Here is a 14,175-nt window from a genome sequence, read left to right as displayed (position 1 = left end):
GGCAGCCAGGCCGACCAGTGCAACTACGGCACGTGGTGCCTGCCAGTTGCCCCATGCCAACCAGCCTGCAATGCGCGAAAACCAGCCGTCATTTTCGTCGCTGCGGGCTTTCAGGGCAGGCCGCCAGGCCAGCCAGGCCAGCAAGACCACGGCAATCAGATACACCGGCAACATGAGGCTGCCTAGCGACATCCATGACCACGGAGTCGGATAACCATAGAAATGCCAGAAGCGCAGCGGTTGGTGCAGGTCGGCCAGTAGCGCGACCGGCGCTACCAGCGTGGTTGTCACACAGGCCAGCAGCGCAATCCGCGCGGTCGGCATCCAGGCTTTCTTGCCAAAAATCATGCCTGGCGCTGCCAGCCACAGGGTGCAATACGACAGGGCAATCAGGAAAAAGTACTGAACTGCCCACGGGTACCAGGCAATGCCATAGCGTGGTACGACGACTTCAGTGACCAAACTCATAGCCCAGCTCCTTGTCTTTAGCGCCTAGAATGTCCCAGATGCCAGGTTCGGCCTCAGGCTTGGTGGTAAAGCGTTCGTCCATGCCCAGGTAGAAGACCTGCGGCAGGGTGTTCATTTCCGGCTGTAGCACCATCAGCTCGTCGCGGTGCTTTTCAATCAGCTGGCTGATCTCGCTGTCGGGGTTGAGCATGTCACCGATGATGCGCGCACCACCCACACACGACTCCACGCAGGCCGGTAGCAAGCCAGCTTCCAGGCGATGTGCGCAGAAGGTGCACTTATCAGCCGTCTGGGTTTTTTCGTTGATGAAGCGAGCGTCGTAGGGGCAGGCGTTAACGCAGTAAGCGCAGCCCACGCAGCGGTCACTGTCCACCACTACGATGCCGTCCTGACGCTTGTAAGTAGCCTGTACCGGGCATACCGGTACGCAGGGTGGGTTCTCGCAGTGATTGCACAGCCTAGGCAGCATGAAGGTGGCCAGGTTGTCAGTGCCTTGCTGCTGCACTTCAAACTGCGATACCACCGTACGGAAGTTACCCATCGGTACGTCATTTTCGATGTGGCATGAAATGGTACAGGCCTGGCAGCCGATACACTGGCGCAGGTCAATAAGCATGCCATAGCGTTTGTTGGGATCGCCTTCACGGCGCGGTGGCTGGTCATTGATGCCGGCACTGGCAACGCTGGACAGCGGTACCAAGGCAGCACCCGCGCTTAGGCGGGCCAGCTGGCCAAGAAGGGAGCGGCGAATGTGGTCCATGGCGTCTCCGGGGCTTACATGACAAGGCAGAAACGGTCCCTGCCTGAATAGTGAACGTTGGTTACATGCAGGTTACGTTGTGGCTATATTCAGGGCTTGATTCTTGTCAAGAAATGCGCGCAGAAGCCTTAACATTCATATAATATTTGGGGTTTCTTGGGCAGGCAGGTGTGCCTGTGCGCTTAAGGAAGCAGAAAAGCGCCAGCGGATGGTCGCGAAGAGAAGCAGAGGAGAGAAGGCAAAGTAAAAAGAAGGGAATGGAATGGAAAGGAAGGATAGGGGGAGGGCGGATCCAAACACAAGAAAGCGCCCCGCGTGCGGGGCGCTTTCGTCATTCAGCCGGCGTTACGGCTCGGCTTGGCTTGGCTGTTCTGGCATCAGCCCTTCATGGCGTCTTGCATCATTTCTTCAAAAGTCATGCCGTCTTCTGGCAGGGTGAAAATGCTGGCGTCTGGCGTCTCGCCGTTCACTGAAACAATCAGGAAGCTGTCGCCCTGGCGCAGCATGCCCATACCAAGTTCCTCAAGCGCCTCTGCTATGGGGTCCGGCTCACCGATCAGTGCTTTCTGGTAGCTGTGGAAGGCGTTAAGCAGTTCGCGAGCCTGAGTGTTGTCGCTCAACACAATAGTTTCTTCATGGCTGTTGCCGCCATTGTCGGTCCACACCAGGTCATAGATCTCGCCTTCGATACCGGCGATTGTTTCGGTCTGGCCGGTGGCTTCCAGATTCTCCAGTGAGGCAGCACCGATCATGCTTTGCTGCTCACCAGTCATCTGTTTGGCCAGCTCAGAGAGCATGCCGATATCCATGATGATTTTCTGGTTTTCAGCCTCGGTAATCATGTAGCCGCTGTCCCCCTGAAGCAGCATGTAGCCTTCCTGCTGTCCGGGGAAGTCCAGGCGCATGTTGTCATCCGCCCAGCTCACATTCATGTCAACCTGGTCGTTGCTGTCCGGTGACGTGGCCTGGATCACCGCCTGGCCGTCAGCGAGGGCGGGCAGCGTAACGGCCATCAACAGACCGCCAATCAGTTTCTTCATGGGGAAATCCTTAAGTGAGTGCATACTTGACTGTCGCAGAGTGCTCAGCTCTCACAGAGCACTCAGTCATCACAAAAGAGTAATGGGGTCGTATGGCCATGCTTGCAAGGGGATAGTCAACAAGGGGCATTCAAAAGGAGGAGGGTTCTCCGTCAAGCACCAGGCGCAATTGCTCAAGTTCGTTGAGCGATAGCAGCTCGATGCGCCCGGCCAGCAAATGACTGACTTTCTGTTTGGACACATCCGCCTCTCTGGCAATCTCCTTGCAGCCCATTTCGGATACGGCAATCAGCCGTGTCAAAACGCGCATCAGGCGGGTGCGTTTTTCTAGATCCCTGACGTCGAGGTCAGGGCTGGTTCGAGGAGGGTCGGTAAGTTCTTCCGAGTATGAAGGCATTGCCGTACTCATGATGCTCCTGAAAGTGTCTGGGAATATCGACAGCATGCCCCAGTTGATGGGTGGTTCGCTAGCCTTGTGATAGTGGTTACGCCATTTTTTTTACAACTGGCAAGAAAACAGCGCTCGTTAGTGACTTTGGTGGCTGGAATATTCGACTAATGGTGTAGGTGAAATAGCTGGCGCTGGCTCTGTGCGCTGACCTTTTTCAATAGCTACCGATAGTTTCCCTTGTCGCAAAGACATCAACATGCTATCAATTAAATGAGATTAATTCTTGTTTGCGCGAGTGCGCAATTTATTTCTGGATATCCGGCCTATCCAATCATTTCTATTGGCTTAGTGATTCTGGGTTTAGGATCTAATTTAAAAGGGGATCAAATGAAAATAGCGACAAGTACTACGTGCGACACTGTAGGTAAACCGGCCATGCTGACGGCACTGGTATCCATGTGGCTAGGCGGCTCTCTGATGGCAGCCGCTCAGCCTGCTGCAGCCGAAGAGCCATTACAGGCGGTTGCCACCATCGGCATGATTGGTCAGGTGGCTGATCAGTTAGGTGGCGAGTGCGTGGACGTAACCACGCTGATGGGGCCGGGTGTGGACCCGCATCTTTACCGGGCCAGCGCCCGGGATGTGACTACCTTCCAGAAAGGCGACGTGATCCTGTATGCCGGATACTCCCTGGAAGGCCAGCTGGGTGACGTGCTTAAGCACCTTTCGGCTACTCGGCCGACAGTTGCTGTGTCAGAAGACGGCATTGAGAAAGAACGGTTGATCCATGTTGACGGCGGCACTTACAGCATCGACCCGCACTTGTGGATGGACGTGGGGCTGTGGTCCCAGACCGTGCCCGTCATTGCATCCACCCTGAGTGAAGCGCGCCCCGACTGTGCTGACGGCATTGCCAACAATGCCGACGTGTACCTTGAGCAGATGACGGCGCTAGATGAGTGGATTCGCGGCAGCATTGCGACCATCCCCGAGTCGCAGCGTATCCTGGTCACCGCTCACGACGCCTTCAACTACTATGGCCGAGCCTATGGTATCGAGGTGGCCGGTATCCAGGGGGTCAGTACGGAAACCGAAACTGGCGTGGCGGATATTCGGGCGATGACCGATGTGGTGGTAGAGCGCGGTGTGCCGGCGATATTTATTGAAAGCACCATCAATCCGCGCACCGTGCAGGCGGTCATCGACGCCGCTGAGCGGCGCGGCCAGGCGGTGAGCATCGGCGGCCAGCTCTACTCGGATGCCATGGGTGAAGATGGCACTGTGGATGGCACTTACCTAGGCATGCTGTATAGCAACACTCGGCATATTGTTGAGGCCCTAGATGGGGAGCTGTTGCCGTTGCCTGAAGTACTGAATGATTGGGTGGTACGCTGGCAGATTGATGGGTAAGCTTTCGTCGACGCCCGTTTGATTAAGAGGAACATCGCCTCATGACGATGCCGCTCCACGAGCCGTATCTTGCCTTGCACGTTGAGGACCTTACCGTCAGCTACCACAGCAAGCCGGTGCTGTGGGATATCGACTTTGACGTCCCGCCCGGCGTGATGGCGGCCATTGTCGGCCCTAACGGGGCTGGCAAGAGCACCTTGATCAAGAGCGTGCTGGGCCTGGTACCGTCGATGGCGGGTCACGTCACACTGTTTGGCCGACCCTATAAAGATCATCGCCGCCGCGTGGGCTACGTGCCCCAGCGCTCCAGTGTCGACTGGGACTTTCCCACCACTGCGCTGGACGTGGTCACGATGGGCCTTTACGGGCGGCTGGGCTGGTTGCGTCGCCCGGGTCGCCGCGAGCGCAATGAGGCCATGGCGGCACTGGAAATGGTCGGCATGGATCACCTCAGCAAGCGCCAGATCAGCGAGCTGTCCGGCGGGCAGCAGCAGCGCGTGTTCCTGGCTAGGGCGTTGGTGCAGCAGGCTGACGTGTATTTTCTTGACGAGCCCATGGCTGGCGTCGATGCCACCACCGAGCGCGCCATTGTCGATATCCTGCGTCGCCTGCGTGATGACGGCAAAACAGTGATCGTTGTCCATCATGACCTGCAGACGGTGCGCAGCTACTTCGACTGGCTGCTGATTCTCAACGTGCGGGTCATCGCCCAGGGGCCAGTGTCACAAGTCTACACCGCCGATAATTTGCGCCGTGCCTATGGCGGACAGATCGCGCTGCTCGACGAATCCAGCTTTCTGGCTGATGCCGTCGAGGAGGCGTCCAGCACATGATGGAAAATGCTGTGGCGCTGCTGACGGATTACACCCTGCAGAGCGTGATTATTGGCGCGGTGCTGCTGGGTTTGGTCAGCGGCGTGCTGGGTTGTTTCGCCGTGCTGCGACAGCAAAGCTTGCTGGGCGACACCATGTCCCACGCCGCTCTGCCCGGGGTATGCCTGGGCTTCCTGATTGCCGGCACCCGAGATATCGGCATCATCATGGCCGGTGCGTTGTTCACCGGCACCCTGGCGGCGCTGGTCATCCTGTTGTTGACGCGCATGAGTCGTCTTAAGACCGATGCCGCCCTGGGTATTGCGCTGAGCGTGTTCTTTGCTTTCGGGGTGGTGTTGCTGACCTATATCCAGGGCAAGAACAACGCCGCCCAAGGCGGACTCGATGCGTTCCTATTCGGCCAAGCGGCGGCTATTTTGCGCTCGGACCTGTGGCTGATGGGTGGCATTACCCTGGTGGCTCTTGGCCTGGTCGCCGCCCTATGGAAGGAGTTCAAGCTGGTCAGCTTTGACCCGGAGTTCGCTGGTTCTTTGGGCTTTCCGGTGCTGTGGCTTGAAGTGGTGCTGACGGTGATGATCGCGCTGGCGGTGGTGGTCGGGCTGCAGATGGTCGGTGTGGTGCTGATGGCGGCCATGGTGATTGCGCCAGCGGTTGCCGCGCGACAGTGGACGCGGCGCCTAGAAAGCATGGTGATACTGTCGGCGGCAATCGGGATGTTCGGTGGTGTCAGTGGGGCGGTGCTCAGCGCTTTGAAGCCGGGGCTTGCGACGGGGCCGCTGATCATTCTCAGCGTCTCGGCGGTGGTGGTGGTATCGCTAGCCCTGGCGCCGCACCGGGGTATGCTTTGGGAGGCTGTCAGTTTATGGCGCGGGCGCCGCCGGCTGCGCTATCAGCATGTGCTGACCACCCTGTATCGGCTGGCGGCGCATCACGACGACCCGGGTTACTCCCCCGAGCAGGGCATGCTGGACACCTATCATGGGCTGGGCACGCGCGGCGCGCTACGCAAGCTGCAGACTAAGGGCCAGGTGGAGTGGCGTGCAGCTACTGTGGATGAGCCCGGGCCGTCGCACCGCTGGGTGCTGACTCAGGCAGGCATTCGCGAGGCTGAGCGCATTCTGGATGCGCTGGGACGGGAGGGACGCTGATGCTTGCCGATATTTTCAACAGTCCCGCGCTGATGATCATGCTGGTCGGTGCCTTGGTAGGCACCGCGTCCAGCCTGGTGGGTACGCTGCTGGTGTTGCGCGGCACCAGTATGCTGTCGGACGCCATCGGCCATTCCATCGTGTTCGGCATCGTGGTAGTGTGGTTGCTGACCCAGCAGCAGAGTGGCCCGGTGCAGATTGTCGGGGCCGCTTTGACCGGGGTGCTAACGGTGTTTCTCACCGAATTGCTTGTCAGCACGCGCCGAGTAAAGAAGGACGCCGCCATCGGGTTGGTGTTCCCGGTGCTGTTTTCGCTGGGCGTGCTGCTGCTCAACTTGTATGCCCGAGACGTGCATATCGACACCCATACGGTGCTGCTGGGCGAAATTGGCTTCGTGTGGCTAGATACCGTCACCCTGGGTGAATATCGTGTGCCGCAGTCGCTGCTGACGATGGGCGCGATGACGTTGCTCAACCTTGCTTTCATCACGCTGTTCTATAAAGAGCTCAAGCTCGCCACCTTTGACGAAGCGCTGGCCAAAGCGCTGGGGTTGGCACCGGGGCTACTGTTCTACGCACTATTGCTGCTGACTAGCGGCACTGCCGTGGCGGCTTTCGACGCCGTGGGCGCGGTGCTGTTCGTCGCCTTCGTTATCGTACCGCCGTCCACCGCTTATCTGCTGACCGACCGGCTGTGGCTGATTTTCGTGCTGGGGGCGTTGGTGTCTGTCATCGCCAGTGTCTCAGGCTACTACCTGGCGGTGGCCTGGGATGTGTCCATCGGCGGCATGATGGCGGTGATGACCGGTGTGCTGCTGGTTCTGGCGTTTCTGCTGGGTCCGCGCTACGGGCTGATTGCCCAGTGGCTGAGACGGCGTGGTCAGCGTCGGCTTAACGAAGTCCGCACCCTGGCAGTGCATCTGTATAACCACGAAGACGAGCCGCAGCAGGCGGTGGAAAACGTGACCCACGCGCTGCGCGAGCATCTGATGTGGGACGCTGCACGCGCCCGTCGGGTGGTAGAGCGCAGCTGCCGTGACCGATTGATACAGTGCCACGGTGAGGTGCTGGAGCTGACGGAAAGCGGGCGGGCACTGGCTCGCGAGATTCTTGAGCCGACCCGCTAAGCTGGTTTTCCCGATCAACCACTCATGATGCGCGGCAGGTAGGTCACGATGCTGGGGAACATCGAAATCAGCACGATGGCAAGTACCATCAGCAGGAAGAAGGGCACGGTAGCTCGGGTAATCGACATGATGTCGCGCCCGGTCAGGCCCTGGATCACAAACAGGTTGAAGCCTACCGGCGGCGTAATCTGCGACATCTCCACCACGATGATTAGGTAGATTCCGAACCAGATCAGATCGAAGCCGGCAGCGACAATCACCGGCATGATGATCGAGGTGACTAGCAGAATCAGCGAGATGCCATCCAGGAAACAACCCAGCACCAGCAGGAACAGGGTCAGCACCACCAGCAGCATGGCGGGAGACAAGCCCATGGCACCGATGGCCGTGGCCAGATCCATGGGCAGTCGGGTGAAGCTCATGGCGGATGACAGAAACGATGCACCGGCAATGATGAAAGCGATCATGCAGGAGGTGCGCACCGCGGCAAACAGTGCCTCCTTGAAAATCGCCAGGTTGAAGTGGCCATTGATCCGGGCGATCAGCATCGACAGCAACACGCCAGAAGCCGCTGCCTCAGTGGGCGAGGCCAGCCCGCCATAGATGCTACCGAGAATGCCTCCGATCAGTGCCAGCAGTGGTATCAATTGCAGGCTGCCACGCAGCTTCTGCACCAGCGGCAGGCGGGGTTCCTGCTGCCCGCTACCGCCAGTACGATTACCCACCAGTAGTGACCAGCCGATCACATAGGTCATGAACATGGCCAGCAGCAAGGTACCCGGGCCGACGCCGGCAATGAACAGCCGGGAGATCGACTGCTCAGTGACCACCCCGTAAACAATCATCATGATCGACGGCGGTATCAATAAGCCCAGTGTCGAGGCGCTGGCCAGGGTGCCGATGGCAAGGTTGTCGTCGTAGCCGCGTTTTTGCAGCTCCGGCAGTGTCATCTTGCCCACTGTGGCGCAGGTGGCGGCAGAGGAGCCACTGACGGCGGCGAACAGCCCGCTGCCGATGATGTTGGAGTGCAGCAGGCGGCCGGGAATGCGCCCCAGCCATGGCGATAATGCCTGAAACATGTTGTTGGCCAGCCCTGAACGGAACAGCACTTCACCCATCCAGATGAACATTGGCAGGGCAGTAAGATCCCAGCCGTAGCTGGCGCCCCAGAAATCCGAGGCGAGCACTGCCCCGGCAGGCAGCGGAAAGAACAGTGTCAGTACGATCCAGCCGGTGCCCAGCAGGGCATAGGCGATCCACACGCCGCTGCCAAGCAGCATGGCCAGGGCCAACAGGGTAACAAGGCTAATGGTGAGCACGGCGGTTCCTCTGAGCTCAAATGTTCATAGCGAGCTGATTAAGGCGACTGTTTGTTGAAACGGTTGAAAAGACAGATTGCGATGCCGGGTTCGTGCCGGAGGGGCGCCTCCTGGTTATTCCCGCTCTGCATTGCCAGCTAGACCTCTTTGGCATCTTCATCGAATGGCTGATAGCTTGCCGGGGCGGTCACGGCCGTGCGGGTGGTTGACCCGAGTGCTTCCAGCAGAGCCAGGCTCATCAGCGACATACCCACCAGCAGAGTCAACTGGGGAATCCACAGCGGAATGGCTAGCATGCCGGAGGACACGTCGTTGTAGGAAAGGCTTTCCTGAATCAGCGTCCACAGTGACCAGCACAGCAGCAGGTTCAGGGCCAGGGCGACCCCAAGACACCAGGTTTCGACAAATACCCGGACACGTGCTGGCAGGCGCTGAATCAGTAGTGACATCCGGATATGGGCATGGTGAGTGAAGGTGTAAGCCGTGCCGAGAAAAGACGCGCCCACCAGCAGATAGGCAGCCAGCTCAGAGACACCGCCAATTTCTAATCCCAGACGATCACCACCAAACAGCACCAGAATGGCATCGAGCAGGCGGAACAGCACTTGAACCGAGACCAGTCCGCAGATGGCAATCATTGACGCTGCAGCCCCCCAGCCGCCGAGTCGATATAGCGGCATCAGGCGAAAGCGCAGGCGGGCGCCTCGGGCGGCGCTGCTTGCGGTGCGGTTAGTGGGTTTTTCCATGCGCAGGCGCTCCAGCGGTGGGAAGGGGCGGATACCAGCCGGCGGTCAAGCGCCTGGCTGGTGTCCGCAACGAGCAGGGGACATCAGTCCCCGTTACTGCTGACGTGCGCGGTAGTCCTCGATCAGTGCCTTGGCGCGGTCATCGGCGCGGCTCTGCCAGTCTTCATAGAGGGCGTTGCCGGCCGTCTGCAGTGCTTCGGCTACGGCATCGTTGGGCGTAGTGACATTCATGCCATTGGCCTCAAGCGCCTCAGTACTGGCTTTGGCATCGGCCTTGCTGGCTTCCCAGCCGCGCTCTTCAGCCTTGGCGGCAGCATCCAGTAGCGCTTGCTGGGTCTCTTCATCCAGGCCGTCAAAGGCGCGCTGGTTGACGAAGATGATGTTTTTGGGAATCCATAGGTTGGCGTCATTGTAGTTTGACACGTACTCCCAGGCGGCCATGGCCTCACCGGTGGACACCGAGGTGATCATGGCGTCGACGCGACCTGTCGAGAAAGCCGTGGGAATATCAGACTCTTCAGTTTCAGTAGGCAGGCCTCCGAGGTTTTCGGTCAGCCGCTGGGTGTTGATGTTGGGTGCCCGTACCCGCAGGCCCTTGAACTGGCTGGGGTCATTGAGTTCGAAGTCGGTATAGATGCCCTGAGCCGGCCAGGCCACGGCGTAGAGTGGCAACATGCCCTGCTCGGCAAACAGTTCAGTAATCACCGGCTTGCTGGCCTGCCATAGCGCGTAGGCATCGTCGTAGCTGCCGGCCAGGCCAGGCAGGGTATCGAGTTCGAACACCGGCGAGTCGTTAGATAGTACCGACAGGAACACCTCGCCCGCCTGAACGGTGCCGCGACGTACTGAGGGTTTGATCTCGCCATGACTGATCAGCGAGCCGCCGGAATGCACGGTGATATCCAGCTCGCCATTGGTAGCCTCGCGGACATCGTCGGCAAACTGCTTGGTGTTGACGGTATGAAAACTGGCGTCGCCATAGGGGGTGGCCAGGTTCCAGTCAGCGGCCTGGGCCGCACCGGCAGCCCCGAACAGGGCCGCAGCGGTGGCAAGAGTCGTGGCGATGGCCAGGGGAGTGCGCTTGAAGGTCATGGTGATATCCTTTTATTACTATTGGAGAAACGGGAATCAACGGATTTCTCAAGGCTAGTGCAGTCCTGTAAAGCCTTGCCTATCGTGTGATGAAGGTCAAACGACAGGGGGTGGCGTATTTGGCCGCAGGGTTACTTACGAAATAACTGGCTTTCGCGGTCCTTGAACGCCTTGAACTCCAGCGCGTTGCCGGACGGATCCTTGAAGAACATGGTGGCCTGTTCGCCGGGCTCACCCTTGAAGCGCACGTAGGGTTCAATCTCGAACGCCACGCCGTGAGCTTTCAGCTTATCAGCCAGCGCCTGCCAAGCTTCCATCTCCAACACCACACCGAAGTGCGGTACCGGTACACCCTGGCCATCTACCGGGTTTTTCACCGCAGTATCACTGGCATTATTCAGCGCCGGATTCAGGTGGCAGACGAACTGATGACCATACAGATCAAAATCGACCCAGGCCTCTGAACTGCGACCCTCCGGACAGCCAAGAAACTCACCGTAGAAGCGCCGCGCCTCGTCGATGTCGCGCACCTGAATGGCAAGATGGAACGGATCGGTAACGGCCATTGAGTCAATCTCCAGCAATAAAAAGAGTGGGTTAGGCTTTTGGTGATTGTTCGTTGCCGCTTGCCAGACGTCAACATTTTTCACATTGTAGCCGTTAGCTGGCAGTACCCCGCTGGTTTGCGTGAGCAGCTGGACGCACACTGTAGAGCGGCGATCAGCTATTGCTGACCAGACATTTTTGACTCGTAACCAGGATGACACGCCATGCCGACTCCCTTGTTGAACTGTGATGTAGGTGAAAGCTTTGGTGCCTGGCAGATGGGCCGCGACCAGGACGTGATGGCATTTATTGACTGTGCCAACATCGCCTGTGGCTTTCATGCCGGCGACCCAGATGTCATGCGTCGCACCGTGGGTTACGCAGTAGCCAACGGCGTGCGTATCGGTGCCCACCCCGGCTATCCGGATCTGCTCGGTTTCGGGCGGCGCAGTCTGGCCGTCTCCCCACAAGAGGCCGAAAACCTGCTGCTCTACCAGATTGGCGCGCTGGATGGCCTGTGTCGTGCCGAGGGCGGTAAGGTTAGCTACGTTAAACCCCATGGTGCGCTGTATAACGACATGGCCGTGGACATGACCCTGCTGCGGGCGACCATGAAAGCAGTCAAGGCCTATGACCCGAGCCTGCCGCTGCTGGTGATGGCGACCGCCGATACCCAGGCGATTCGTCAACTGGCCGACGAAGAGGGCGTAACGCTGTGGTTCGAAGTGTTCGCCGACCGTGCCTACGACGGCCAGGGGCGGCTGGTGTCACGGCGCGAACCCGGAGCGGTGCACGACGACGAAGACACCATCGTTGCCCAAGCAGTCACTCTGGCCAAGGGCCAGGCGCTGGTGGCCAACGACGGCACACGGCTGATGCTGCCCGCCGATACTCTGTGCGTCCACGGCGATAATGAAAGCTCGGTGGCCGCAGTGCGCGCCATCCGCCAAGCCTTTGACGGACTGGGTCATTGATGACGACGTTGATGAAGCCAACACTGGAAACCGTCGCTTTCGATAGCCTGATCGTGCGGCTGTTTACACATATCGACGAAGCGCATATGCCCTGGGTGTTGGCTGCCGAGGCGGCCATTCAGCGCGCCTTGGGCGATGAGGTGCTGGACATCGTCCCGTCCTACACCACGCTGCTGGTACAGTTCGATATCGAAAAAATTGCGCTGCCCGATGCACGCCAGCACATCCTGAGCGCGCTGGATGGCCTCGAGCCGCTGTCAGCCAATGCCAGTACCCTGCACGAAATTCCGGTGTGGTACGACCCGAGCGTCGGGCCTGAGCTTCCGGTGATTGCCAAGCGACTTGGCGTGTCTGTGGATGAGGTGATTGAGCGCCACAGCGCGCATGAATACAGCGTGTTCGCGCTGGGGTTTGCCCCCGGTTATGGCTTCATGGGGCTGGTAGAAGAAGCGCTCGCTACGCCCAGGCTCAGCACGCCGCGCCAGAAGGTCGCCGCTGGTTCGGTAGGTATTGCCGATCGTCAGACTGCCATCTACCCTGCGCCATCGCCCGGCGGCTGGAACCTGTTGGGGCGCACCGCCGTCACGCTGTTCGATCGCAACCGCGAGGGCTACACCCTGTTTCAGCCTGGCGACAAGGTGCGCTTCGTGGCCATCGACCGCGCGGCCTTTGTGGCCCAGGGCGGAGATACCACACCCCTGGAGGAGCGAGGATGAGCCTTAGAGTAGAAAGCACCGGGCCGCTGGCGCTGATCGTAGACGGCGGACGCTTCGGCGTGCGCCATCTCGGTGTGACCCAAGGTGGCGCCATGGACTGGGTCGCGCTGGGCTGGGCCAACCGGCTGCTAGGCAACGCAGTCGGGGCCGCCGGCATTGAGATCATGGCCGGGGGGCTGTGTCTGGTCGCTGAAGCCGATATCACCTTGGCACTGGCCGGCGCGGATCTTGACGCGCGCATCGATGACGCGCCGCTCTCTGCTGGGGCTCCGGGCAGCCGCTTCACGCTCAAACAGGGTCAGCGGCTGCGCTTCGGCTCACCTAAAAGCGGGCTGCGTGCCTACCTGGCCGTGCCGGGCGGTGTGTCCGGCGAGCCGCTGCTGGGCAGCTTGTCCAGCACCGTGCGCGAAGGCTTGGGCGGCCTCGACGGCCAAGGCAAGCCGCTGATGAAAGACGACCGACTGCAGGCGGTGAAAACGACCGCTGCTGACTCAGCCCCGCAGGCCGCATCGAACGCCGTGGTATCTAGCCCGGCGACAGGAATCATCACTCTTGAGCTGGTCACCGGCGCCCAGATCAGCGCATTTCATGGGGCAAGCCTGTACCACGCCTTCAATGACACCTGGACTGTCGATCAGCGCGCCGACCGGATGGGCATTCGCCTGACCGGCCCCGAGCTTGGCTGCCGCATGAAAGGCATCATCTCTGAGGGCATACCGCTGGGCGCGGTGCAGGTGCCGCCCGACGGCCAACCGATTATCCTGATGAACGACCGCCAGACCATCGGCGGCTACCCGCGCCTCGGCGCACTCACGCCGCTGGCTTGCGCGCGCCTCGCCCAGTGCCAGCCCGGCACTAAAGTGCGGCTGGCTCCCACTTCACCAGAGTGCGCCCGGCGTGAGCACCTGGCTCAGCTACAGGCATGGCGTTGAGTTGAAGTGTCAGAGGTGCTCCAGAAAAGAGTCTGGGTTGAGAAGCGGCCAACGGTGTCACGATGCACAGCCTCGTTGTTCTGCTGCACAGGCTCAGGGTGTAACCGTCATCCTGGTGTTGCTGGGCATGGATTTCGGGGTCGCTGCCGAGCCCCGGGTCTAGGCTTGTACGCTGCTGGGCGAACAGCGATGCGATGCGCGTGGCAAGCACATGCGCGGGTGGGGAGCTCTCCAGGCAGGCGAGTTTGTAGTACGCTTCGTGTAGCGTCCAGGCACGATAAAAAGCTGCCAGCGGATCGGGGGAGGCACGAATGGCGTCACGTACCTCCGCTTCTGGCAGGCTCTCGATCAGCCCATCGAGCCGCCAGCGATGGCGCGGATTTGAGCGCTCGATATCCAGCCCTAGCGGACAGTTGGCGATACCGGCAATGACTAAGTCGTGGCTGTGGCTCAGACAAGCCCACAGCCCATCAGGTAGCTGCGCGTGACGAGGCGGTCCGCTGCCGCGTGGCGACCATTTTTCTACTGGGCAATTGTTACTCAAATAAGCTGCGAGCTGGCTTAGCAGCTCACGGCCGAGCCGCGAGGCATCGGCGCCCTTGGTTCTGGCACTGGCTGTTCCCGGGCTCTCTTCCCTCTGGCTGACTTTATCCCTGACTCTGGCCAGGGCTAA

16 protein-coding genes are annotated in these 14,175 nt (G+C 59.9%); 7 read left to right on the top strand and 9 right to left on the bottom strand.

The genetic code is table 11. The annotated features are described in order from the left end of the window. The 4 genes from nrfD to ACTH3D_RS04505 form a co-directional block, all read right to left on the bottom strand. Positions 1–468: NrfD/PsrC family molybdoenzyme membrane anchor subunit (gene nrfD, locus ACTH3D_RS04520; protein ID WP_441665695.1), on the bottom strand; the 468-nt coding region annotated here is incomplete at its 3' end. Further along, on the bottom strand, positions 452–1,228 hold the full coding sequence (gene dsrO / locus ACTH3D_RS04515; protein WP_441665693.1) for a sulfate reduction electron transfer complex DsrMKJOP subunit DsrO: 777 nt from the start codon (positions 1,226–1,228) through the stop codon (positions 452–454). The genes nrfD and dsrO, both read right to left, overlap by 17 nt. Before the next feature lie 377 nt (positions 1,229–1,605). Beyond that, the gene (locus ACTH3D_RS04510; RefSeq protein ID WP_441665691.1) at positions 1,606–2,268 is read right to left on the bottom strand and encodes a hypothetical protein; all 663 of its coding nucleotides are present in this window, start codon (positions 2,266–2,268) and stop codon (positions 1,606–1,608) included. Between the two features lie 130 nt (positions 2,269–2,398). Further along, a complete protein-coding gene (locus ACTH3D_RS04505; protein WP_441665689.1) occupies positions 2,399–2,665 on the bottom strand; it encodes a hypothetical protein in 267 nt (88 codons plus the stop codon). A gap of 429 nt (positions 2,666–3,094) precedes the next feature. Between ACTH3D_RS04505 and ACTH3D_RS04500 the strand changes: the two genes are divergently transcribed. From ACTH3D_RS04500 to ACTH3D_RS04485, 4 genes are read left to right on the top strand one after another with little or no spacing between them, the layout of a single operon-like run. Continuing rightward, the gene (locus ACTH3D_RS04500; RefSeq protein WP_441665687.1) at positions 3,095–4,069 is read left to right on the top strand and encodes a metal ABC transporter solute-binding protein, Zn/Mn family; all 975 of its coding nucleotides are present in this window, start codon (positions 3,095–3,097) and stop codon (positions 4,067–4,069) included. Positions 4,070–4,110: 41 nt separating this feature from the next. Further along, the gene (locus ACTH3D_RS04495) at positions 4,111–4,902 is read left to right on the top strand and encodes a metal ABC transporter ATP-binding protein (protein WP_441665685.1); all 792 of its coding nucleotides are present in this window, start codon (positions 4,111–4,113) and stop codon (positions 4,900–4,902) included. Beyond that, positions 4,899–6,050 carry a metal ABC transporter permease gene (locus ACTH3D_RS04490; RefSeq protein WP_441665683.1) on the top strand — a complete coding sequence of 384 codons (1,152 nt, stop codon included), beginning with the start codon at positions 4,899–4,901 and terminating at the stop codon, positions 6,048–6,050. The genes ACTH3D_RS04495 and ACTH3D_RS04490 overlap by 4 nt, the downstream gene beginning before the upstream one ends. Beyond that, positions 6,050–7,177, top strand: a complete 1,128-nt coding sequence (locus tag ACTH3D_RS04485; protein WP_441665681.1) for a metal ABC transporter permease — start codon at positions 6,050–6,052, stop codon at positions 7,175–7,177. The genes ACTH3D_RS04490 and ACTH3D_RS04485 overlap by 1 nt, the downstream gene beginning before the upstream one ends. Positions 7,178–7,191: 14 nt before the next feature. Here the strand turns inward: ACTH3D_RS04485 and ACTH3D_RS04480 are convergent, their stop codons facing one another. The 4 genes from ACTH3D_RS04480 to ACTH3D_RS04465 form a co-directional block, all read right to left on the bottom strand. Next, entirely contained in the window at positions 7,192–8,496 is a 1,305-nt protein-coding gene (locus tag ACTH3D_RS04480) for a TRAP transporter large permease (protein WP_441665679.1), read from the bottom strand. Between the two features lie 137 nt (positions 8,497–8,633). Further along, a complete protein-coding gene (locus ACTH3D_RS04475; protein ID WP_441665697.1) occupies positions 8,634–9,191 on the bottom strand; it encodes a TRAP transporter small permease in 558 nt (185 codons plus the stop codon). Positions 9,192–9,335: 144 nt separating this feature from the next. Further along, the gene (locus tag ACTH3D_RS04470) at positions 9,336–10,334 is read right to left on the bottom strand and encodes a TRAP transporter substrate-binding protein (protein ID WP_441665677.1); all 999 of its coding nucleotides are present in this window, start codon (positions 10,332–10,334) and stop codon (positions 9,336–9,338) included. A 131-nt stretch (positions 10,335–10,465) separates the two neighbouring features. Then, on the bottom strand, positions 10,466–10,900 hold the full coding sequence (locus ACTH3D_RS04465; RefSeq protein ID WP_441665675.1) for a VOC family protein: 435 nt from the start codon (positions 10,898–10,900) through the stop codon (positions 10,466–10,468). A gap of 204 nt (positions 10,901–11,104) precedes the next feature. Between ACTH3D_RS04465 and ACTH3D_RS04460 the strand changes: the two genes are divergently transcribed. The 3 genes from ACTH3D_RS04460 to ACTH3D_RS04450 are packed head-to-tail and all read left to right on the top strand — an operon-like array spanning position 11,105 to position 13,502. After that, positions 11,105–11,854 carry a 5-oxoprolinase subunit PxpA gene (locus ACTH3D_RS04460; protein ID WP_441665673.1) on the top strand — a complete coding sequence of 250 codons (750 nt, stop codon included), beginning with the start codon at positions 11,105–11,107 and terminating at the stop codon, positions 11,852–11,854. Positions 11,855–11,865: 11 nt separating this feature from the next. Beyond that, positions 11,866–12,570, top strand: a complete 705-nt coding sequence (pxpB, locus tag ACTH3D_RS04455) for a 5-oxoprolinase subunit PxpB (RefSeq protein WP_441665671.1) — start codon at positions 11,866–11,868, stop codon at positions 12,568–12,570. Further along, on the top strand, positions 12,567–13,502 hold the full coding sequence (locus tag ACTH3D_RS04450; RefSeq protein ID WP_441665669.1) for a biotin-dependent carboxyltransferase family protein: 936 nt from the start codon (positions 12,567–12,569) through the stop codon (positions 13,500–13,502). Before pxpB ends, ACTH3D_RS04450 begins: the two co-directional genes overlap by 4 nt. On the opposite strand, the gene ACTH3D_RS04445 is transcribed toward ACTH3D_RS04450, so the two are convergent. After that, positions 13,426–14,046 (bottom strand): 4'-phosphopantetheinyl transferase family protein, encoded by a 621-nt coding sequence (locus tag ACTH3D_RS04445; RefSeq protein ID WP_441665667.1) that lies wholly within the window; start codon positions 14,044–14,046, stop codon positions 13,426–13,428. The genes ACTH3D_RS04450 and ACTH3D_RS04445 overlap by 77 nt on opposite strands. Positions 14,047–14,175 lie beyond the last annotated feature (129 nt).

It is taken from the genome of Halomonas sp., assembly GCF_052095765.1.
Taxonomy (GTDB): Bacteria; Pseudomonadota; Gammaproteobacteria; order Pseudomonadales; family Halomonadaceae; genus Halomonas.
Note: the sequence above shows the minus strand (reverse complement) of the source record. Positions and strands in the feature narration are given on the sequence as shown.